Origin of the sequence: Klebsiella sp. FDAARGOS_511 (assembly GCF_003812845.1) — a bacterium.
Taxonomy (GTDB): Bacteria; Pseudomonadota; Gammaproteobacteria; order Enterobacterales; family Enterobacteriaceae; genus Klebsiella; species Klebsiella grimontii.
Window position 1 is genome coordinate 892,334 of sequence record NZ_CP033824.1, and the last position, 21,019, is coordinate 913,352.

General features: G+C 55.7%; 16 protein-coding genes and 1 pseudogene. 7 read left to right on the plus strand and 10 right to left on the minus strand.

Translation table 11 applies throughout. The features are described 5' to 3' along the window. The first annotated feature begins 75 nt into the window (after nt 1–75). On the plus strand, nt 76–816 hold the full coding sequence (gene pflA / locus EGY08_RS05455) for a pyruvate formate lyase 1-activating protein (protein ID WP_004871674.1): 741 nt from the start codon (nt 76–78) through the stop codon (nt 814–816). Between the two features lie 54 nt (nt 817–870). Here pflA and EGY08_RS05460 read toward each other — a convergent pair whose 3' ends face one another. Beyond that, nucleotides 871–1,728, minus strand: a complete 858-nt coding sequence (locus EGY08_RS05460) for a MurR/RpiR family transcriptional regulator (protein WP_004130930.1) — start codon at nt 1,726–1,728, stop codon at nt 871–873. Nucleotides 1,729–1,850: 122 nt separating this feature from the next. Between EGY08_RS05460 and EGY08_RS05465 the strand changes: the two genes are divergently transcribed. The 5 genes from EGY08_RS05465 to EGY08_RS05485 are packed head-to-tail and all read left to right on the plus strand — an operon-like array spanning nt 1,851 to nt 5,612. Further along, complete coding sequence (locus EGY08_RS05465; RefSeq protein ID WP_004100672.1) at nt 1,851–2,126, plus strand: PTS sugar transporter subunit IIB; 276 nt, start codon at nt 1,851–1,853, stop codon at nt 2,124–2,126. Between the two features lie 17 nt (nt 2,127–2,143). Next, entirely contained in the window at nt 2,144–3,409 is a 1,266-nt protein-coding gene (locus EGY08_RS05470; protein WP_004130928.1) for a PTS ascorbate transporter subunit IIC, read from the plus strand. 12 nt (nt 3,410–3,421) lie between these two features. Next, a complete protein-coding gene (locus EGY08_RS05475; protein ID WP_004130925.1) occupies nt 3,422–4,219 on the plus strand; it encodes a transketolase in 798 nt (265 codons plus the stop codon). Then, nucleotides 4,219–5,130 carry a transketolase family protein gene (locus EGY08_RS05480; protein WP_004130924.1) on the plus strand — a complete coding sequence of 304 codons (912 nt, stop codon included), beginning with the start codon at nt 4,219–4,221 and terminating at the stop codon, nt 5,128–5,130. Before EGY08_RS05475 ends, EGY08_RS05480 begins: the two co-directional genes overlap by 1 nt. Nucleotides 5,131–5,174: 44 nt before the next feature. Then, nucleotides 5,175–5,612 carry a PTS sugar transporter subunit IIA gene (locus tag EGY08_RS05485; protein ID WP_123828304.1) on the plus strand — a complete coding sequence of 146 codons (438 nt, stop codon included), beginning with the start codon at nt 5,175–5,177 and terminating at the stop codon, nt 5,610–5,612. 42 nt (nt 5,613–5,654) lie between these two features. On the opposite strand, the gene EGY08_RS05490 is transcribed toward EGY08_RS05485, so the two are convergent. From EGY08_RS05490 to lrp, 9 genes and pseudogenes are all read right to left on the minus strand, one after another. Continuing rightward, nucleotides 5,655–6,803: an MFS transporter gene (locus EGY08_RS05490; RefSeq protein ID WP_049113364.1), complete on the minus strand. Its 1,149-nt coding sequence runs from the start codon at nt 6,801–6,803 to the stop codon at nt 5,655–5,657. Nucleotides 6,804–7,076: 273 nt separating this feature from the next. Beyond that, on the minus strand, nt 7,077–7,940 hold the full coding sequence (locus EGY08_RS05495) for a dimethyl sulfoxide reductase anchor subunit family protein (protein ID WP_049113363.1): 864 nt from the start codon (nt 7,938–7,940) through the stop codon (nt 7,077–7,079). Between the two features lies 1 nt (nt 7,941). Further along, nucleotides 7,942–8,559, minus strand: a pseudogene (locus EGY08_RS05500) (DMSO/selenate family reductase complex B subunit). Between the two features lie 10 nt (nt 8,560–8,569). Next, entirely contained in the window at nt 8,570–11,008 is a 2,439-nt protein-coding gene (dmsA, locus tag EGY08_RS05505; protein WP_004130918.1) for a dimethylsulfoxide reductase subunit A, read from the minus strand. A 200-nt stretch (nt 11,009–11,208) separates the two neighbouring features. Continuing rightward, nucleotides 11,209–12,501 (minus strand): serine--tRNA ligase, encoded by a 1,293-nt coding sequence (gene serS, locus EGY08_RS05510; RefSeq protein ID WP_004130915.1) that lies wholly within the window; start codon nt 12,499–12,501, stop codon nt 11,209–11,211. Nucleotides 12,502–12,591: 90 nt separating this feature from the next. After that, a complete protein-coding gene (gene rarA / locus EGY08_RS05515) occupies nt 12,592–13,935 on the minus strand; it encodes a replication-associated recombination protein RarA (protein WP_004130913.1) in 1,344 nt (447 codons plus the stop codon). A gap of 8 nt (nt 13,936–13,943) precedes the next feature. Further along, the gene (gene lolA, locus EGY08_RS05520; RefSeq protein WP_123828305.1) at nt 13,944–14,555 is read right to left on the minus strand and encodes an outer membrane lipoprotein chaperone LolA; all 612 of its coding nucleotides are present in this window, start codon (nt 14,553–14,555) and stop codon (nt 13,944–13,946) included. Between the two features lie 121 nt (nt 14,556–14,676). Continuing rightward, nucleotides 14,677–18,804, minus strand: a complete 4,128-nt coding sequence (gene ftsK, locus EGY08_RS05525; RefSeq protein ID WP_123828306.1) for a DNA translocase FtsK — start codon at nt 18,802–18,804, stop codon at nt 14,677–14,679. 135 nt (nt 18,805–18,939) lie between these two features. Further along, nucleotides 18,940–19,434, minus strand: a complete 495-nt coding sequence (gene lrp, locus EGY08_RS05530) for a leucine-responsive transcriptional regulator Lrp (RefSeq protein WP_002439523.1) — start codon at nt 19,432–19,434, stop codon at nt 18,940–18,942. Nucleotides 19,435–19,965: 531 nt separating this feature from the next. On the opposite strand from lrp, the gene trxB reads away from it, so the two are divergent. Further along, nucleotides 19,966–20,934 (plus strand): thioredoxin-disulfide reductase, encoded by a 969-nt coding sequence (gene trxB / locus EGY08_RS05535; RefSeq protein ID WP_004130907.1) that lies wholly within the window; start codon nt 19,966–19,968, stop codon nt 20,932–20,934. Nucleotides 20,935–21,019 lie beyond the last annotated feature (85 nt).

A 21,019-nucleotide genomic window follows, 5' to 3' on the forward strand; every position in this document is an offset into this window, starting at 1 on the left:
AACAGACTCGACATAGCCTTTGAGCTGTGCATCTACATAGGCCCCGGATGGGCCAAATTCGGAGATATCACCGCAATGTCAACAATTGGTCGCATTCACTCCTTTGAATCCTGTGGCACCGTCGATGGCCCGGGGATTCGCTTTATCACCTTCTTCCAGGGCTGCCTGATGCGCTGCCTCTATTGCCACAACCGCGATACCTGGGATACCCACGGCGGCAAAGAGATTACCGTTGAAGAGCTGATGAAAGAGGTGGTGACCTATCGCCACTTTATGAACGCTTCCGGCGGCGGCGTGACGGCATCCGGCGGCGAGGCTATCCTGCAGGCCGAATTTGTTCGCGACTGGTTCCGCGCCTGTAAGAAAGAAGGTATTCATACCTGTCTCGATACCAACGGCTTTGTGCGCCGCTACGATCCGGTTATTGATGAACTGCTGGAGGTCACCGACCTGGTGATGCTCGATCTCAAGCAAATGAATGATGAGATTCACCAGAACCTGGTCGGCGTCTCTAATCATCGGACGCTGGAGTTTGCCCGCTATCTGTCAAACAAAAACATCAACGTCTGGATCCGCTACGTTGTGGTTCCGGGCTGGTCCGACGACGACGATTCCGCACATCGCCTGGGCGAGTTTACCCGTGACATGGGCAACGTCGAGAAAATCGAACTGCTGCCGTACCACGAGCTGGGCAAGCACAAATGGGTAGCCATGGGCGAAGAGTACAAGCTGGACGGCGTCCATCCGCCGAAGAAAGAGACCATGGAACGCGTGAAGGGCATTCTGGAACAGTACGGTCATAAAGTGATGTACTAAAATCCCCGCCCGGTAGAGATTGCGCTACCGGGTGTTTCCCCAACAAAATCAGCGTCAGGACATAAAATATTCCGACAGCTTATTCGCCACGCTCTCAATCGAGAAAATGCGCTTCTGATGCGCTTTTCGGTATTCCGCATAGCGTTCATCCTGCTCTTCCAGCGCGCTGAGGATCCGGTCGGCCACCATCATTGCGCCGGCGATTTCCGCAAACCCCGACTCCCCTTCCCCCTGTAAAGCCACCGCCGCCTGAAGATTCCAGTCAGATAAACGGGCCAGCGGCGCAAACGTCCCGCGGGTCAGCGACAAAATTTTAACGCCCTGCTGCTTTGCCAGCGACAGGGCCTGCATCATATCCGCCGATGCCTGTTCGCTGTGAACGACGATGATGCCGGTTTTTTGACTGTCAGCCAGCAGCGGCATCGCCGCCGGATAGGAGCGATCGATAAAGCTGGCCGCCTTACCCATATTGATTAAATTCATCTGCAGGAATAACGCCACCGGCACCGCCGTGCCCACGGCATAGATAGCAATGCTGTTCAGGGAGTTAAGCCAGTCAGCCGCGGCTTTCAGCTCCTGGCTATCGACAATAGCATTACTGTCGCGAATGCTCGCCAGCACCGGCGCAACCTCTTCGCTCTCGTTGCTAGCGCTGTCTTCCGAGCGCGCGGCGCCCTGCTCCATCGCCAGCGCCGTTCTGAAATCCGAGAAACCTTTAAAACCAAAGGCCCGACAAAAACGGGTGATGCTCCCCTCACTGGTATCAATGGAGTCGGCCAGTTCTGAAATCGTGTGACGCATCACAAAGTCAGGATTTTCCGTGATAAAACGGCCCACTTTCTCCAGTATCGGGCTTAGCCCTGAAGCTCCATTTCTTATGCTAATCAACAAGTTATTGTCTATATGGCTCATTTTTTGCCCTATTTGCTCAAAATGCAATCACAATCACATCTTTCGGCCTGCGGTAAAGATAATAATTATTATCTCACACAAATAAATAAAAATAATTATTTTTACACACAGGAGAACATCGAATGAAAGGTCTCATAGTCTGTCGTACCGGTATGGGCAGCTCCTTAATGCTCAAAATCAAAGCCCAAAAAATCATCGACAAACACGGCTGGGATATCGAGCTGGAACATGACGTCCTCTCAGGCTTACGCACCTGGCGAGATATTGATTTTGTCATCACTATGCGCGATCTCACCGACGAAGTCGAAGCCGCCGGATTCAGAGCGGTCGGCATCACCGACCTGATGAACAGTGAAGAGATGGAGTCTGCGCTCACCGACATCGTTCAAAGCAACTAACCTCTCCCGGAGGCAATATGGATTTCCTCAGATTTATTGTATTCGACATTCTGGGCGTAACCCCACTTTTAGTTGGCTTTATTGCATTAATCGGCCTGTTAATCCAACGCAAGCCGATTGAAAAAGTCCTTTCCGGCACCTTCAAAACCATCGTCGGCTTTCTGGTTTTTGCCGGCGGCGCCGGTCTGGCGGTCACTTCCCTGGGTAACTTTCAGACCTTATTCAGCGATGGATTTGGCCTGAAGGGCGTTATGCCGCTGGCAGAAGCGCTAACCGGACTGGCGCAAACCAAATTCGCCATGTGCGTGTCGCTGATCATGGTGATTGGTTTTGGCTGGAACCTGTTTTTTGCCCGCGTGACGCCGTTTAAATACATCTTTCTTACCGGGCAACATAATCTTTATCTCTCCGCGCTGCTTACCGTAACGCTGAAGGCGCTGGGCTACAGCGACATGACGACCATCATTGTCGGCTCCATACTGCTGGGTCTCGCCGCCTGCCTCTATCCGGCTATTGCGCAGCCGTGGATGCGAAAAATTACCGGTAACGATGAGATCGCGATGGGGCATTACGTCACCCTGGCCTACGCCGCATCCGGCTGGATCGGCTCAAAAGTCGGCGACCCTAAACAGTCTACCGAAAAGCTGAATCTCCCCGGCTGGCTGGGGATCTTTAAAGACTACATCGTCTCGGTGTCGATCTCGGTAAGCATTTTCTATTACATCGCCGCGCTCGCCGCCGGGAAAGCCGCGGTCACCGCTGCGGCCGGCGGGATGCACTGGCTGGTTTACCCGCTCTTTCAGTCGCTGACCTTTACCGCCTCGCTGTACATCATTATTACCGGCGTACGCCTGCTGCTGTCAGAAATTGTTCCGGCCTTCCTTGGCATCTCGGAAAAGTTTATCCCTAACGCCAAACCCGCGCTCGATTGTCCGGTGGTATTTCCCTACGCCCCGACCGCCACGGTGCTGGGGTTTATCTCTTCGTTTATCGGCGGGCTGGTGGTGATGGGCTTTCTGGCGATCCTTGGCCAGACCGTGATTATCCCGGTAGCCATCCCCTACTTCTTCATTGGTGCGACCGCAGCGGTGTTTGGCAATGCCTCCGGCGGCTGGAAAGGCGCGATTGCCGGGAGCTTCATCACCGGGATCCTGATTGGCATCGGCCCGGCGCTGATTTACCCGATTATGGAATCCGTCGGTCTTTCAGGCACCAGCTTCCCGGAAACCGACTTCGTCGCTCTGGGTCTGGTCGTGTACTACATCGGTAAAATGCTGCCCTAAGAAGGAATGAACATGAACATTGATGAACTGAAATCCCACGCGCTTGCCGCCCGCCGCGAGATCGTCACCATGATTTACGAGTCCGGAATTGGTCATCCGGGCGGGGCGTTATCGATAATCGACATTCTAACCTGGCTCTATTACCAGGAAGTCGATCTGGCCGCCTCCCCCCGTTCGCGCGTGGTGATGAGTAAAGGCCACGCTGTCGCCGCGCAGTACGCCATGCTGTATCAAAAAGGGAAGATCGATCGTAGCGAGTTCTCTACGTTCCGGCAGATCAACTCGCGCCTGCAGGGGCACCCGAGCATTAAGTCACTGCCGGAAGTCGATGCGACAACCGGACTGTTGGGTCAGGGGCTGTCGATTGCTTTTGGTATGGCGGCCGCCAAAAAGCGGCGCAACGATCCGCACCGGGTATTTGCCATCGTGGGCGATGGTGAAATGCATGAAGGCCAAATCTGGGAGACGCTACAGCAGGCCGGGCATATGAAAATGGATAACCTGGTCGCCATCATCGATTACAACGGCTTCTCTTCCCACGATCCGGTCAATGAAGTCGTTAACCTCGAGCCGCTGGCGGACAAAATCCGCAGCTTTGGCTGGCATGTACTGGAACTGCACAACGGCAATGATATGCATCAGGTTGCCGATACCCTGATGCTATCCCGCCACCTGAAAGGTAAACCTGTCGCCATCGTAGCGCGCACCACCAAAGGTTCCGGCGTCAGCTATATGGAAAACAACGGCGACTGGCACTCAAAAACCCCGAGCAAAGAACAATTTCAGCAGGCGATGGAGGAGTTACAGTGATGAAAGCACCCCGTGATGAGATCGGGCATGCCCTGATTGCGCTAAAAGAAAAGGGCTATCCCGTTGTTGTTATCGACAGCGATTTAGCCAGCTCTACCCGTACCGACCAGTTTCAGGCCGTCTATCCTGAGGCCTTTTTCGAAATGGGCATTGCGGAAGGTTCCGCCATGAGCTTCGCGGTCGGCCAGGCACTAGAGGGCTTTATGCCCTTCTACGTCAACTTTGCCATGTTCGTAACCGGTACCGCCTGGACCCAGCTGCGGCAGGCGTGCTATGCCAAAGCCAATATTAAACTCGTCGGTAGCCACCCCGGTATGGACGATGGCCCGGATGGCGCTTCACACCATGCGCTGGAGGATTTAGCGCTGACCCGCATCCTTCCGGGGTTAACCGTCCTGACCCCGGCAGATGCGGAAGAAATCGCCGAAGCCTTTGAGCAAGCGGCCAAAATAAAGGGACCCGTTTATATTCGCGTGGCGCGCGAGCCGATGCCGATTCGCGATAAAAGCGTCGTTCCGCGGGTCAGCGATATCGCCGCCATCGCCGATAGCGGCGCCGATTTCGCGATTCTGTTTGAAGGGACGGTGCTGGAGCAGGCTACCGATGGCTATGAAAAGCTGCTTGCCAGCGGCAAAAAGGGCAAACTTATCCACGTTGCAACCCTCAAGCCCTTTAACGAGCAGGCATTTTATCAGCTGGTTGAAGGCTGCCCGCTTATCGCTACGCTTGAAAATCACACGGTAAACGGCGGTCTCGGCGGACTGATCGCGGAAACCCTGGCGCAGAAGGCGCATCCGGCCCGCCTCACTCGGTTGGGAACGCCGGACACATTTACCGAGTCGGGTAATAGCAGGCAGCTAAAAGCGAAATACGGCATCTCGGGAGAAGCGTTATTTGCCGCTCTACGCTAACCACCAGGCGAGCCGGTCAGCTCGCGCGTAAAGGGAATATATATATGGAAGAGACGCTATTTTCCGCCTGTCAGTTCTCCAGCGACAGCCTGAACTGGCGCAGCGCCGTTCAGCTCGCCTGTCGACCGCTTGAGCAGCAGGGAAAAATCACCGGAGGCTATGCCAGGGCTATTATCAGCGCCACGGAGCAGGATGGTCCCTGGTATATATTGAGCCCGGTGTTTGCGCTACCGCACGCGCGTCCGGAAGCCGGAGTGCTGAGCAGAAACAGCGCGCTTTCGCTGCTTTGCTGTAGCGAGGCCGTTGATTTTCCGGAGCATCCCGGCATTCGGCTGATAGTCGTACTGGCGGCGGCTGATAGCGAACAGCATATCCAGACTATCCAGCGGTTAGTCTGCTGGCTGGATGAGGGGGAGAGACTACGGCGATTCACCGAGATCCACAATCAGGCCCAGTTTGAAGCGCTTCTCGCTTCGCATTAATCGATAGCCAGGGACATCTCTCCTGGCTATTTTCGACCAAAATCAGGCGTGAGCCACCGGCGTAGGATGATGCCCCGCTTTGCGCAGCAGCGTCAGCAGGTAGATGAAGGACACGCTGGCTATCATGATAAAAAGCAGATTGTCAGAGAAATTCTGCATCAGCATCGCGGTCAGCGTTGGCCCAAGCAGGCTGCCCACGGTATAGCTCATTAACAGCGCCTGGTTCATCGCCACCAGTTGATGGCGCTCCACTTTTTCGCACGCCCAGGCCATAGCGACCGGATAGAGCGTGAAGCCGGAAGCGCCCAGCACGAATAGCGCAGGCGCCATTGCGGCCTGGCTTAACATCGCCAGACAGCCGAGAATTACCACAAACACCTGAACGCGCAGAACCAGCAGGCGGCCGTAGCGATCGGCGAGCCGACCAATCGGCCACTGCCCAACGATGCCTGCGCTCACCATCACCGCCATCCAGAAGCCGATGCCGGAATCGCTGACGCCCTGGTGGTTAAGCCACAGCGGCATCAGGCCATACAGCGAACCGAGCACGATACCGGAAATAATGCAGCCATTGACCCCGTGACGGGCCTGACGCAGCCTTAACATTGGCCAGATACGCGCCGGTTCGTGCGGCTCATCGCCCTGAGTCGTCACGCGAGCAAACAGCAGCGGCAGAATGGCCGCCAGAGCCAGCGCCGTCACCCACGGCAGGACGCTCATCAAATCAGTCGGCAGTTTGCTGACCATTAACTGGCCCAGCACCGTGCCAACGTAATAAATCATCATATACGCCGCCAGCAGGCGACCGCGGCTCCGCGAAGTGCCGCTACAGACCAGCGCGCTCTCCACCACCACCCAAATCATCGCGCAGCCGACGCCCGCAATAAAGCGCCAACTGAACCAGCTCCAGAAGCCAAGCGTAATGCCGAGACCAACGCAGCCCACGGCAAAAATAATGGATGCCAGATAATAACTACGATTAAAACCCAGACGCTTAATCACCCATCCGGCGAGCAATGTCCCCACCAGATTACCGGTGAAGTAGGACGACCCTACCATTCCGACCTGCCAGGTCGGCATATTTTCATGGGCGAGCCAAAGCGGGACGAGCGTATTTAAAACCGCTATCGCCAGGGTCAACAGAAGCAGGCCACAGAGCAACATTTGCACTGGCCGGGTGTAGATGGTCATGGATATAAACCGTGATGGAGTTCAGATTTCGTGCGCATCATGCCACTGCTGTAAACATTGTCAATCCACCTGAAATCAGGCGTGACGCGGTTTGCGGGCGTACGATAGAAGTTTTTTATCCAGCGGATCGACAACAGAATAGTTGTTTATATTATTCCATTGTTTTTATTAATTTATTAGGAAAATGAGGTGGGAGTATCGGTAGAAATATTTCATGAATCGACAGCACTTTTTATCGCGCCAGAAAGCATTATTCTGGCGCGATAAAGGGCGTTAGCTGGCGATTGCCATCCCTACGGTCATATGCAGGCCGTAGAAGACGCCGCGGCCGATCATCTCGCCAACCAGTATCAGCACAAAAGCCAGCACCAGCATCGGCAATGCGGGCTGATAGCCTTTGAGCTGCGGGGCGATCCAGCAGACCAGCGCCAACGCCAGCGCAACCAGACGCCAGGCCATTAGCGCGCCGTAGTCCGGCACCAGCGCGGAAGCTTGCTGGATGGAGCTATGAATTGTCGCTAGCTCGCTTCCCTGCATTAGCGCTACGATCGCACTAATCACCAGCGCCAGCAGGGTCACCGCCGGCAACAGGCGCATAGCCCATCCGGTAACGTCCGCAACGCGCAGCAGCAGATACCCCAGCAGCGGACCGCCGATAAACATCGTCAAGAAGAAACTCAACGGCGTCCAGACCGTATACCAGGTGGGGACCGTATCAATAGTGTTATAGACGCGGACCATCATCCAGACAAAGATAACCCCCAGCACCATGGTAATAACCAGCCAGAGATGACGCAGTCCCGCCGGTAGCTTATTGAGCGCCGCCAGAAGCCAGCCAATACCTCCGACAGCAAAGAAAAGCGCCCCGCTGGCGATTTCATTACTGAGCGACGAGGCCCCTACTCGATTGAGAGAGTTAAACGCGCGCATTGGCGACCCAAGATGCAGGGTGGAGGCAATAAAGCCTACGCCCATCAGCACCCACAGGCCAAACATACTCACCACCACGCGCTGCTGCTGTTCACGCGATAAGTCGCCTTTCATGAGCGCCAGAGCCAGTACAATAAAGCCGCCCACTACACACTGACCAAAGACCGTGAAAATAATCAGCGGCCATTCATGCCATCCACTCCCCATCTCACACCTCCTTCGGGTTAGCCAGATAGCCGGTGGTATCTCCACACGGACGGCTGTTGGCGTTAGGTTTAATCACAATACTTGGTTTAGTGAAGTGGGCCGAAGGCAGCGGCGCAACGGCAGCCAGCTGTCCGTGTTTTTTACGCAACTCTTCAATCGGGCCAAAATCAAGCGCGCGGAGCGGACAGGACTCTACGCAAATCGGCTTATTGCCATCGGCTACGCGCTCGTGGCAGCCGTCGCATTTGGTCATATGACCTTTTGTCGCATTGTACTGCGGCGCGCCGTACGGGCAGGCCATATGGCAATAGCGACAGCCGATACATACCTCTTAATCCACGACCACAAAGCCATCTTCACGTTTATGCATCGCCCCGCTCGGGCAAACTTTGGTGCAGGCCGGATCCTCACAATGGTTGCAGGCGATAGAGAGGTAATAGGCAAACACGTTCTGCTGCCAGACGCCGTTATCTTCCTGCCAATCGCCGCCCGCGTATTCGTAGATACGACGGAAACTCACCTCCGGCGTGAGGTTTTTGTAGTCTTTGCATGCCAGTTCGCAGGTTTTGCAACCGGTGCAACGGGCGGAATCAATAAAAAATCCATATTGAGTTGTCATCGGTTACTCCTTACAGCTTTTCAACCTGGACGAGGTTGGTATGCGATGGATTACCTTTCGCCAGCGGCGATGGGCGTTGGGTGGTCAGCACGTTAATGCTGCCAGCCTGATCCACGCGACCGGCGTCCGGGTTATACCAGGCCCCCTCACCCAGCGCGACCACGCCCGGTATCATCCGCGGGGTCACTTTGGCTTCGATATGCACTTCACCGCGATCGTTAAAAATGCGGATCCGATCGCCATTGGCGATACCGCGTTTCTGTGCATCAAGTGGGTTGATCCACATCTCCTGACGGCATGCGGCTTTCAGCACGTCAACGTTGCCGTAGGTGGAGTGAGTACGGGCTTTGTAGTGAAAGCCGGTCAGCTGCAGCGGATATTTTTTAGCCAGCGGATCGTCATAATTTTCAAACCCAGGGCTGTAGATCGGCAGCGGGTCGATAACATCCTCTTCTTTCAGCTCCCAGGTCCCTGCGATTTCCGCCAGCTGCGCAGAGTAAATTTCAATTTTCCCTGACGGCGTCGTTAACGGATTGGCGGCGGGATCTTCGCGGAAAGCCTTATAGGCAACGTGGTGGCCTTCCGGATCGCGCTGTTTGAAGATCCCCTGCTTGCGGAATTCATCAAACGGCAGTAGCGCCGGGATCGCTTTACGGGATTGCTCATAGAGGTGACGCAGCCACTCTTCCTGAGTGCGGCCTTCGGTGAAGCGTTGCTCAACGCCCATGCGCTTCGCCAGCTCCGTCGTCATCTCATAGATGGTTTTGCACTCAAAACGTGGTTTGATGGCCTGGTCGGCAAAAATCACGTAGGACATGTTGCCGCAAGAGGCATCGAGGGCAAAATCCATCTGCTCCGAAGCCGTACAGTCCGGCAGCAGAATATCGGCATATTTCGCAGACGAGGTCATATGGCAATCAATGACCACAATCATCTCGCACTTCTTGTCATCCTGGAGGATGTCATGGGTACGGTTGATTTCTGAATGTTGGTTGATCAGGCAGTTACCGGCATAGTTCCAGACCATTTTGATGGGGACGTCAAGCTTATCTTTGCCGCGCACGCCGTCGCGCAGTGCGGTCATTTCCGCTCCGCGCTCAATCGCATCGGTCCACATAAACATGGAAATACTGGTTTCAACCGGGTTATCCAGCGTCGGCATGCGCTCAAACGGCAGCGAGTAAGAGCCTTCACGCGCGCCGGTATTCCCGCCGTTGATCCCGACGTTGCCGGTTAAGATCGCCAGCATGGAGATCGCGCGGGAAACCAGCTCGCCGTTGGCATGGCGCTGCGGACCCCATCCCTGAGAAATAAAGGCGGGTTTAGCGCTGGCGATTTCGCGCGCCAGCTGCACGATACGCGCCTGGGGAATGCCGGTAATCGTCGACGCCCACTCTGGGGTCTTCGCGATACCGTCTTTGCCCTGGCCGAGAATATACGCCTTATAGTGGCCATTGGCTGGCGCGCCTTCCGGCAGCGTTTTCTCGTCGTAGCCTACGCAGTACTTGTCGAGGAAAGGCTGGTCAACGAGGTCTTCGGTAATCATCACCCACGCCAGCGCGGAGACCAGCGCGGCGTCGGTTCCCGGGCGAATAGGGATCCACTCGTCTTCGCGTCCGGCACCAGTGTCGGTATAGCGTGGATCGATAATAATCAGCCTGGCGTTGGATTTCTCCCGCGCCTGCTCTAGGTAATAGGTTACCCCACCGCCGCTCATCCGGGTTTCCCCGGGGTTGTTGCCAAACAGCACCACCAGCTTGCTGTTTTCGATATCCGACGGGCTATTGCCATCGGCCCAGCCGCCGTAGGTGTAGTTCAGGCCAGCGGCGATTTGCGCTGTGGAGTAGTCGCCATAATGGTTGAGATAGCCGCCGCAGCAGTTCATCAGGCGGGCAATCAGAGTTTTTCCCGGTGGCCATGAGCGAGTCAAAGTTCCGCCGAGGGTACCCGTTCCATAGTTCAGATAGATGGACTCATTGCCGTACTCTTTTATCAGGCGCTGCATATTGCTGGCGATAGTATCGAACGCTTCTTCCCAGCTGATTTTCTCGAATTTGCCCTCGCCGCGTTTGCCTACGCGCTTCATCGGATATTTCAGGCGGTCCGGGTTGTAGACGCGTCGACGCATCGAGCGGCCGCGCAGACAGGCGCGAACCTGATGCAGGCCGTCGTAGCTATCATCGCCGGTATTATCTGTTTCTACATATTTGATCTCACCATCGACAACATGCATCCGCAGCGGACAGCGGCTACCGCAGTTAACCGTACAGGCGCTCCAGGTAACGGTTTCGCTGGCGGGACTCAGGCTATCCGCAGCGTAGGCAATGCGCGTGAAGGGTAAGGTAAAAGCGCTGCTGGCCATTGCCAGCCCGCCAATCGCCGTGGTTTTCATTAAACCACGCCGGCTCACCTCGGCAGCCAGTAAAGCATCGGGGGTTTTGGTTTTCATAGATACTCGCTTTGGTTGCTCACAATTAACTCAATCCCGCTATATAGTTTGATATATAGCGAAATTAGACTTTATTAGTTTTTTATGCTGGTTAATCCAAAGGGAGTATCTGCGTAATCGAGAAGTCGATTATTGCCCGGTATCAAGAAGGGGGTAAAAAAAAAGCGCCCGCAGGCGCTTTTGAGAAAAGAGTCGAAAAATCAGCCGATAAACTCAAGGCCGCGCATATATGGGCGTAGGACTTCCGGGATCGCAATGCGACCATCCGCCTGCTGATAGTTTTCCATCACCGCGACCAGCGTACGACCAACCGCCAGGCCAGAACCGTTCAGCGTGTGTACGAGGCGAGTTTTCTTGTCAGACTTGCTTCGGCAGCGCGCCTGCATACGACGCGCCTGGAAATCCCAAACGTTAGAGCAGGAAGAGATCTCACGATAGGTATCCTGCGCCGGTACCCACACTTCAAGATCGTAGGTTTTGCATGCGCTGAAGCCCATATCGCCCGTGCACAGAGCCACTTTACGATACGGCAGACCCAGCAGCTGCAGCACTTTCTCGGCGTGGCCAGTCATCTCTTCCAGCGCCGCCATGGAATCTTCCGGACGTACAATCTGCACCATTTCGACTTTGTCGAACTGGTGCATACGGATCAACCCGCGGGTATCGCGGCCATAGGATCCGGCTTCAGAGCGGAAGCACGGCGTATGCGCGGTCATTTTGATCGGCAGATCGTCTTCATCAATGATTTCATCGCGCACCAGGTTGGTCAGCGGAACTTCCGCCGTCGGGATCAGCGCGTAGTTGCTGCTGTCGGCTTCTTCTTCAAGCGGACGGGTATGGAACAGGTCGCCGGCGAATTTAGGCAGTTGGCCGGTACCGTACAGCGTGTCCTGGTTAACCAGATACGGGACGTAGTTTTCGCTGTAGCCGTGCTGTTCGGTATGCAGATCCAGCATAAACTGCGCCAGCGCGCGGTGCAGACGTGCCAGTTGGCCCTTCATGACCACAAAACGAGAACCGGTCAGCTTCACGGCGGCGGCAAAATCCAGCCCTCCGTGCATTTCGCCCAGCGTCACGTGATCGCGAACGTCAAAATCAAACTCGCGCGGCGTACCCCAGCGACTGACTTCAACGTTGTCATTTTCGTCGCGGCCGGCCGGAACGTCATCGTGCGGAATGTTAGGGATGGTCAGCGCGATATCGCGGATTTCAGCCAGCAGCGCGTCCAACTCGGTCTTAGCGGCATCAAGCTGCTCGCCGAGTTTGTTCACTTCCAGGCGTAATGGCTCAATATCTTCCCCGCGCGCTTTCGCCTGGCCAATGGATTTCGATCGGGAGTTACGCTCCGCCTGCAGGTTTTCAGTTTGAACCTGCAGAACTTTACGACGCTCTTCCAGAGCGCGAAGTTTATCTACATCCAGCTTAAAGCCCCGGCGTGCCAGTTTTTCTGCGACTGCGTCTGGCTCGGTACGCAGCAGATTGGGATCGAGCATGCTTATCCTGTGCTTATCGAATTAATAAAGAAAAATGGCCGCAGAGCGCGACCACGGAAATAGTGTGACAACCTTACCGCAACGCCTCAATTATCGGTAGCGTTTTATCGGGCTATTTTGATCCTGTTCGGTTAACCAGGCGAGCTTTTCGCCTATTTTGCCCTCCAGCCCCCGGTTTGTCGGCTTATAATAGCGCGTTTGCGCCATTTCCTGCGGGAAGTACTGCTCTCCGGCGGCATAGGCATTCGGTTCATCATGGGCATAGCGATACTCCTGCCCGTAGCCCATCTCCTTCATTAACTTCGTTGGGGCATTGCGTAAATGTACCGGAACGTCGTAATCGGGCCGTTCGCGGGCATCGGCCATCGCCGCTTTAAACGCGGTATAGACCGCGTTGCTTTTCGGCGCGCAGGCAAGATAAACAATGGCCTGAGCAATCGCTCGCTCGCCTTCCGCCGGTCCGACCCGGGTAAAGCAGTCCCAGGCGGAGATCGCAACCTGCATCGCGCGCGGATCGGCATTGCCGACATCTTCCGACGCAATCGCCAGACAACGGCGCGCTACGTAGAGCGGATCGCCGCCGGCGGTAATAATCCGCGCGTACCAGTAAAGGGCGGCGTCCGGGGCGCTGCCGCGAACCGATTTGTGCAGGGCGGAGATTAAATCGTAAAAGCGATCGCCTTTGTTGTCGAAACGCGCGCTGCGTTCACCGGCAATTTCAGTCAGCAGTTCAACTTTCAGCACGCGATTGCCGGAGGCCTCGGCCTCGGCCATATCGGCCATCATTTCCAGGGTATTCAGCGCCCGGCGCGCATCGCCGTTGACAAGGTCGGCGATGGCCTTACGCGTCTCGTCCGGCAGAACGATATTTTGCCCGCCGTAGCCGCGCGTTTTATCGCTCATCGCCTGGTTGAGCACCTGCTCGATATCATCGCTGGTCAGCGACTTCAGCAGATAGACGCGCGCGCGGGATAACAGCGCGGAATTGAGTTCAAAGGAGGGGTTTTCCGTCGTCGCGCCGATAAAGGTGATGGTTCCGTCTTCAATATGCGGCAGAAAGGCATCCTGCTGGCTTTTATTGAAACGGTGCACTTCGTCGACAAACAGAATTGTGCGGCGACCCGCGTTGCGGTTTTGTCGCGCGCGTTCAATGGCCTCGCGGATCTCTTTAACACCGGAGGTCACCGCTGAAATACGTTCAACGTCGGCGCTGGCATAGCGCGCAATCACCTCAGCCAGCGTGGTTTTCCCCGTCCCTGGCGGCCCCCAAAGGATCATGGAGTGCAGATGACCGGCTTCAATCGCCCGCGGTAAGGGTTTACCCGGCGCCAGCAGATGCTGCTGACCAATGTACTGCGCTAAATTTTCTGGCCGCATGCGTGCGGCCAAGGGTTGAAACGCGTTGTCGGAAAAATCGAGCGACAGATTGCTCACGTTCGCCTCTACTTACGTTGATCGTCCACCGTAACCCCTTGCGGCGGCGTAAAGGTGAACTTAGATGCATCCACGGCACCATTTTGTTGCGACTTCAGTTGATAGCTGCTGCGTTGATCGTCCTGCTCCACGGCGCTGAACTGATGAATCGTGCCGTCACGACCCACGTTAATGGTGAACTGCTTCAGATTGCCGCTACCGTTTTTCGGCGTCAGAACAAAATCATCGCCGTTCTGCTTAATGTTGTAGTTCTGCCAGTCGCTGGCCTGGTTGCGGGCAATCAGCATAAACGGCGTGTTGCTGGTCGCATCTTTCAGCCAGGTGGCGGTAGCCTGCTCAACAAAGGGGTTGTAGAACCACAGCGTTTTGCCATCGGAAACCAGCACGCTTTCATCCGGCTGGGTCATATGCCAGTTGAACAAATTTGGTCGCTTGACCCACAGGTCTCCCTGCCCGTCCTGCACGGCGTTGCCTCTGCCGTCCGTCACTTTCTGCGTAAAGCTGGAGTGGAAGCTGCTCACTTTATCAAGGCGGCTTTTTAAATCGCTGGCGGCGTCCGCCCATACCTGGCTGACGACAAAACTGGACAGTAATGCACAGGTGATTGCGAGTTTTTTCATTGTTATTCCTTAATGTGCGTCACTCCCGACGCGGGAGCCTGATCTGCTGCTAATGTAGAACGGCCAACGGCGGTAAAACAGCAGAACAGGCTGATTTTCACTTATTTACCCAACTTTGCGGTTACTCAAAAGGCGGCGGAGCCAGCACTTCACGGTTACCGTTATGACCCTGCTCGCTCACGATACCCTGAGCTTCCATTTGCTCAATAATACGCGCGGCGCGGTTATAACCAATACGGAACTGACGCTGCACCCCGGATATGGAGGCCTTGCGTTTCTCCGTCACAAAGTTGACGGCCTGATCGAACAGCGGATCGAGCTCTTCACCACCTTCATAGCCACCACCGCCGCCTTCGCTTTCGCTATCGGAGGTGATGCCATCAACATACTGCGGACGCCCGCGCGCCTTCCAGTCCTGGACGACAGCGTGAACTTCCTCGTCACGTACAAAAGCGCCGTGCACGCGCACCGGGATCGTCGAGTTAGGCGCGGAGTAGAGCATATCGCCCATCCCCAGCAGAGACTCCGCACCGCCCTGGTCAAGGATGGTCCGCGAGTCAATTTTACTCGATACGGTAAAGGCGATACGCGTCGGGATGTTGGCTTTAATCAGGCCGGTGATAACGTCAACCGACGGTCGCTGGGTCGCCAGCACCAGGTGGATACCTGCAGCGCGCGCTTTCTGCGCCAGACGCGCAATCAGCTCTTCCACTTTCTTGCCGACGGTCATCATCAGGTCGGCAAATTCGTCGACCAGCACCACGATATAAGGCTCTTTTTTCAGTACCGGATGCGTCGCATCCATACTGTCGCCGGGCTTCCAGTAAGGATCCGGAATGGGTCGTCCCATCCGCGCGGCTTCGGCAATCTTCTCGTTATAACCTGCGAGATTACGTACGCCTAGCGCGGACATGAGTTTATATCGGCGCTCCATCTCGTTAACGCTCCAGCGCAAAGCGTTGGCCGCATCTTTCATATCCGTCACAACTTCCGTCAACAGATGCGGTATTCCCTCATAGACCGACAGCTCGAGCATTTTCGGGTCAATCATGATGAACTTCACATCTTCCGGCTGCGCTTTGTAAAGCATGCTCAGGATCATGGCGTTGACCCCAACAGACTTACCGGAACCGGTAGTACCCGCCACCAGCAGGTGCGGCATCTTCGCCAGATCGGCGGTGACAGGTTCGCCCGCGATGTCTTTACCGAGGACCACCGTGAGCGGTGAAGGATTATCGCGGAATTTGGCATTATCCAGCACTTCGCGCAGGTAAACGGTCTGGCGCTTTTTGTTAGGCAACTCCAGGCCAACGTAAGGTTTACCCGGAATAACTTCCACCACACGGACCGCCGCCGTGGACAGTGAGCGCGCCAGATCGCGCGACAGGTTGGAAATCCGCGCCGCTTTTACCCCTGGAGCCAGGTTTAGCTCAAAGCGGGTGATGACCGGGCCTGGTGAGTAGTTTACCACGTCGGCTTTAATGCGGAAATCGGCCAGACGAGCTTCAACCAAACGCGCCATTTGCTCAAGGGCGAAGGTATCGATCGGCTCAACTTCAGCCGGTGGCGGCGTGAGCAGGTCAAGCGAGGGCAGCAGCGTCGTCGGCTTCTGTAACGGGCGACTGTCGCCATTGCGCATCAGTAGCGGGTGAATGAGACTTTCCTGCGGCTGCGGGATCGGCTGCTGCGGAGCCTGCTGCTGCGGATAGCTGCCAGGAGCCTGCTGCGGCATCGGCTGATGGTGAACAGGCTGCTGCTGTACGGATTGATAAGCCTGCTGCTGCGTATATTGCGGCGGCTGAGGCATCTGCGGGTGCGGCATCGGCTGCTGTACGGGCTGCGAATGCTGGGCAGGCTGCTGATACTGCGGGGCAGGCTGCTGTACTTCCGGCAACGGCGTGAAGACAGGCTCGCTCGGCGTATCATCAACTAACGTTTTCATTGGTGAGAATTCATAATCCGCCGCAGAGAACGGATGCGATCCCGGCGGCTGCTCGCTGGCGTAGCGCTGCTGCTGGGAAGCGGCAAACTGACGAGCAAGTTCGGCTTCAGCGGCAGAATCCTCGTCTACATCATCCTCTTCCGCAGCGTAGCTATCGCCATAGCGCTGATTTTGCGCAGCCGCGAACTGACGCGCCAGCTCACCCTGCTCAAGCTCTGCTACTTCCTCGTCCGTCAGCGCATCGTCATCATAGTGCTGATGCTCTGCCTGACGCGCACGTTCTTCAGCCAACCGTTGCGAAGGCAGCTTAATGCCATAGGAAGCCAGCTCACGGCGCGTGGGCACACGAACGCGGTTTGGACGCGGCAATTTCGGGCCTATGCCCTCTTTTACCTGCGCTCGCGGACCGCCCGACGCCGGGCTAAACAGCGGTGCGGCGCTGGATGCGGCAGATGCCGCGGCGGCGCTAGCAGAGGCCGCCCCGGTGGCCTGATGGACGCCAGACGCCAGCGCGCTCACCGCGGCAACATCAGCCGCCGGAGCAGGCGGAGCAGGCGGAGCAGGCGGAGGCGAGATCGGTTTTGTCGCAACCGGACTGACCGGCTCCGGAATCGGCTGATACCATGCGGCAAGCTGCTCGCGTTCACGCGCGCGTTTCTCTTCCACTTCTTCGAAGTAGTACATCGGCGGACGCTGAGGCTTCACCTCCTCTTGCGGAGGCTCAGGCTCAATGGAGGCGGCGTAAGGCTCAGGCTGCTGTACCGGGGCCTGTTCCGGCTGGTACGCGTGCTGCGGCGGGTAAGCCGGTTCAGGCTGATAAGCAGGCTGCTCAACAGGAGCCTGCTCCGGCTGATAGGCATGCTGCGGCGGGTAAGCCGGTTCAGGCTGATAAGCGGGCTGCTGAACAGGAACCTGCTCCGGCTGATAGGCATGCTGCGGCGGGTAAGCAGGTTCGGGCTGATAAGCAGGCTGCTGAACAGGAGCCTGCGCCGGCTGATAGGCATGCTGCGGCGGGTAAGCCGGTTCGGGCTGATAAGCGGGCTGCTGAGCAGGCGCCTGCTCCGGCTGATAGGCATGCTGTGGGTGGTAAACCGGTTCAGGCTGATACGCTGGCTGCTGTACCGGGGCCTGTTCCGGCTGGTACACATGCTGCGGCGGGTAAGCCGGTGCTGGCTGATATGCTGGCTGCTGTACCGGGGCCTGTTCCTGATGATAGGCTGGCGGAGCCTCATACCCTGGCCGCGGTTCAGACCATGCCTGCGGCGCAGCGGTATCCTGCGCGGCCAAAGCCACCGGATCGGCAATGCTATGACCGTTTAACAGAGGATCGTAGGGGTCAAAATCGCCGGGACGTGCCGCACTGACGCCGGAGAACAGAACATCATCAGCATTTGCCGGACGCGCTGCGCTGGAGCCAGAAAAAAGCACATCGTCAGCGGCAACAGGCGCACCGCCGGCGCTGTACTGAACCTCGTCTTCGGCGTCATCCATCCGTTTACCCGAGAATAGCGCCGCATCGGTCTTACGCCCCATCGGATTAGAGAACTTCTCAGCCAGACGCTGGCGGCGAGCTAAGGCGCTGCGTAAAATCCGCGCGCGTCGAGAACCCTGCGGCTTCGCAGGTTCATCATCTTCATATTCTTCTTCATCTTCTTCATATTCCCCTTCATCGACCCAGGTGTCGTCACGACGGGTACGGTTACTGGCGAAAGTGAGAATAGAAAGGATCGCGCCGCCGAGTTTTTCAGCAATGCTAACCCAGGACCAGCCGGTAAACAGCGTCAGTCCTGCGGCCCAGATACAGAGCAGCGCAATTGTGCCGCCGCTGCTGTGCAGCAGCGGTTGCAGGGTAGTACTCAGTAAGCTGCCGATCACCCCGCCCGAAGCGAAGTACCAGATATCATCCGCGTTAATCGCCGCCAGACCGCAGGACGTGAGGATCAGCGCCAGCGCGCCAATCAAACGCAGCGAGACGGCGAAATAGTCGATGTACTCGTCGTTTTCCTGATGACGCCAGGCAAACCAACAGCCACCGATAATGATGACCGGAATGGTATAGGCCATTACGCCAAAAATAAAAAATAGCGTATCGGCGAGCCAGGCTCCCGGCGTCCCACCTATATTGTGAATAGGCTCATGCCACGCCGTTTGTGACCAGCTAGGATCCGAGGGATTAAAGCTGAGTAAGGCCGCCATCAACCAGATGGCAAAAAGGGAGCAAAGAATGAGTAACGCCTCAAGGAGTCGGCGCCCGCTACTTAGCTTTGTGAATTTGACTTCTTTGTCTTCGGTGTATTCCTGGCTCAAGAAAGGCTCTCCAGGTATCAGGCTGTTTCCTGCCTTCGGCTAAAACGGACAACAGTGCCGGGTCTCCCCGGCACTGTTGCTGTATGGATTAACAGGAGTGTAATCAAACTACATCGATTTTGCACCTGTTCCGTGTTAGCGCGTCTTGATTACCAGACGATTACTTTGCTTGACTTCTTCCATCACCACATAGGTACGGGTGTCATTTACGCCCGGCAGGCGCAGCAAGGTCTCGCCCAGTAATTTACGATACGCTGACATATCCGGTACGCGGGTTTTCAACAGGTAATCGAAATCCCCGGAAACCAGATGACACTCTTGAATTTCTTCAAGTTTTTGCACAGCGGAGTTAAATTGCTCAAACACATCCGGCGCGCCACGATTCAGAGTAATCTCAACAAATACCAGAAGTGATGCATCCAGATAGTGCGGGTTGAGCAGCGCTGTATAGCCCTGAATAAAACCCTGTCTTTCCAGTCGACGCACGCGCTCAAGGCAAGGCGTCGGAGAAAGTCCCACCCGTTTAGAAAGCTCGACGTTGGAAATACGCCCGTCTTTTTGCAATTCATTCAAAATATTACGATCAATGCGGTCGAGATCTTTGCCAGGGCGCTTCTTGCTATCTACCATTATTATTGTCTCTCTGTATTCCTTCCCTACTCCTGTTCCGACTCTGAGCCTTCACTGCCAGAGTCCATCCTGTTATCACCCGTACGACATTGGGTAACCCAGGGGTACGTGAGAAGCCCGTTGCCTGACGGCAGCCACCGACATCACGCATGGCGTCTGTCCACACCATGCGTAGATTTCGCTAACCCGGATAAAAATGGCATTTGCGTGCATGAAAATTCGCCACACGCGAAACACTGCTTTTCTTCTTCCATGAATGTTTTCGCAAAAGCACAGGGGATTGTCAAAGCAAAACATCGATTTTTAGTACAAGATGCCAGATATTCATTATCCTCCGCGGTTGATTCTCATGTTTTCCTCTTATAATTGTCTCGCTAACAGTAGAATTAGTTATATTCTTCGTTCGTTAAATCGCCAATTAATCGGCATCTTCTATTGCACATATCGTTAACAAAACCGCCACGCTCTTTTTTTACGCCAACAAATTCCCTACAATCCAGCTCATGTATGCCAATAAATTATGAGGATCTCATGGGCACGGCCAAACACAGTAAACTGCTTATTCTTGGTTCTGGACCTGCGGGATACACCGCTGCGGTCTACGCAGCGCGCGCAAATCTGCAGCCGGTACTGATTACCGGAATGGAAAAAGGCGGTCAGCTGACCACCACCACTGAAGTGGAAAACTGGCCAGGCGATCCTAACGATCTGACCGGACCGCTGCTGATGGAACGCATGCACGAACATGCCACCAAGTTTGAAACCGAAATTATTTTCGATCATATCAACAGCGTCGACTTGCAAAACCGTCCGTTCCGCCTGATGGGCGACAGCGGTGAATACACCTGCGATGCCCTGATTATCGCTACCGGCGCATCAGCGCGCTATCTGGGTCTGCCATCGGAAGACGCGTTTAAGGGCCGCGGCGTTTCTGCCTGCGCGACCTGCGACGGTTTCTTCTATCGTAACCAGAAGGTCGCGGTGATCGGCGGCGGCAATACGGCTGTTGAAGAGGCGCTGTACCTGTCTAACATCGCTTCCGAAGTTCATTTGATCCACCGTCGTGATGGCTTCCGCGCGGAAAAAATCCTTATCAAACGCCTGATGGACAAAGTGGAGAGCGGCAATATCGTGCTGCACACCCACCGTACGTTGGAAGAAGTGACCGGCGACCAGATGGGTGTAAGCGGCTTGCGTCTGCGCGATACGCAAAATGCTGACAATGTGGAATCCCTCGAAGTTGCGGGGCTATTCGTGGCAATCGGCCACAGCCCGAATACGGCAATTTTCGCCGGTCAGTTGGAGCTCGAAAACGGCTACATTAAAGTTCAGTCCGGCATCCACGGCAACGCCACCCAGACCAGCATCCCGGGCGTTTTCGCCGCTGGCGACGTGATGGATCATATCTATCGTCAGGCGATTACTTCTGCCGGCACAGGCTGCATGGCTGCGCTGGATGCAGAGCGTTATCTGGATGGTTTAGCCGACGCTTGCAAATAATCTTTACAAGTCAGTAACAAAGGTAAAGAAGGCGACGAAAAGTCGCCTTTATTTTTGCCCCGTTGTAACATTGCCGTGCCCAAAA

Coding starts and splice junctions, on each gene's coding strand:
- pflA (WP_004871674.1), top strand. CDS start 76: ATGTCAACAATTGGTCGCATTCACTCCTTTGAATCCTGTGGCACCGTC.
- EGY08_RS05460 (WP_004130930.1), bottom strand. CDS start 1,728: ATGAGCCATATAGACAATAACTTGTTGATTAGCATAAGAAATGGAGCT.
- EGY08_RS05465 (WP_004100672.1), top strand. CDS start 1,851: ATGAAAGGTCTCATAGTCTGTCGTACCGGTATGGGCAGCTCCTTAATG.
- EGY08_RS05470 (WP_004130928.1), top strand. CDS start 2,144: ATGGATTTCCTCAGATTTATTGTATTCGACATTCTGGGCGTAACCCCA.
- EGY08_RS05475 (WP_004130925.1), top strand. CDS start 3,422: ATGAACATTGATGAACTGAAATCCCACGCGCTTGCCGCCCGCCGCGAG.
- EGY08_RS05480 (WP_004130924.1), top strand. CDS start 4,219: ATGAAAGCACCCCGTGATGAGATCGGGCATGCCCTGATTGCGCTAAAA.
- EGY08_RS05485 (WP_123828304.1), top strand. CDS start 5,175: ATGGAAGAGACGCTATTTTCCGCCTGTCAGTTCTCCAGCGACAGCCTG.
- EGY08_RS05490 (WP_049113364.1), bottom strand. CDS start 6,803: ATGACCATCTACACCCGGCCAGTGCAAATGTTGCTCTGTGGCCTGCTT.
- EGY08_RS05495 (WP_049113363.1), bottom strand. CDS start 7,940: ATGGGGAGTGGATGGCATGAATGGCCGCTGATTATTTTCACGGTCTTT.
- dmsA (WP_004130918.1), bottom strand. CDS start 11,008: ATGAAAACCAAAACCCCCGATGCTTTACTGGCTGCCGAGGTGAGCCGG.
- serS (WP_004130915.1), bottom strand. CDS start 12,501: ATGCTCGATCCCAATCTGCTGCGTACCGAGCCAGACGCAGTCGCAGAA.
- lolA (WP_123828305.1), bottom strand. CDS start 14,555: ATGAAAAAACTCGCAATCACCTGTGCATTACTGTCCAGTTTTGTCGTC.
- lrp (WP_002439523.1), bottom strand. CDS start 19,434: ATGGTAGATAGCAAGAAGCGCCCTGGCAAAGATCTCGACCGCATTGAT.
- trxB (WP_004130907.1), top strand. CDS start 19,966: ATGGGCACGGCCAAACACAGTAAACTGCTTATTCTTGGTTCTGGACCT.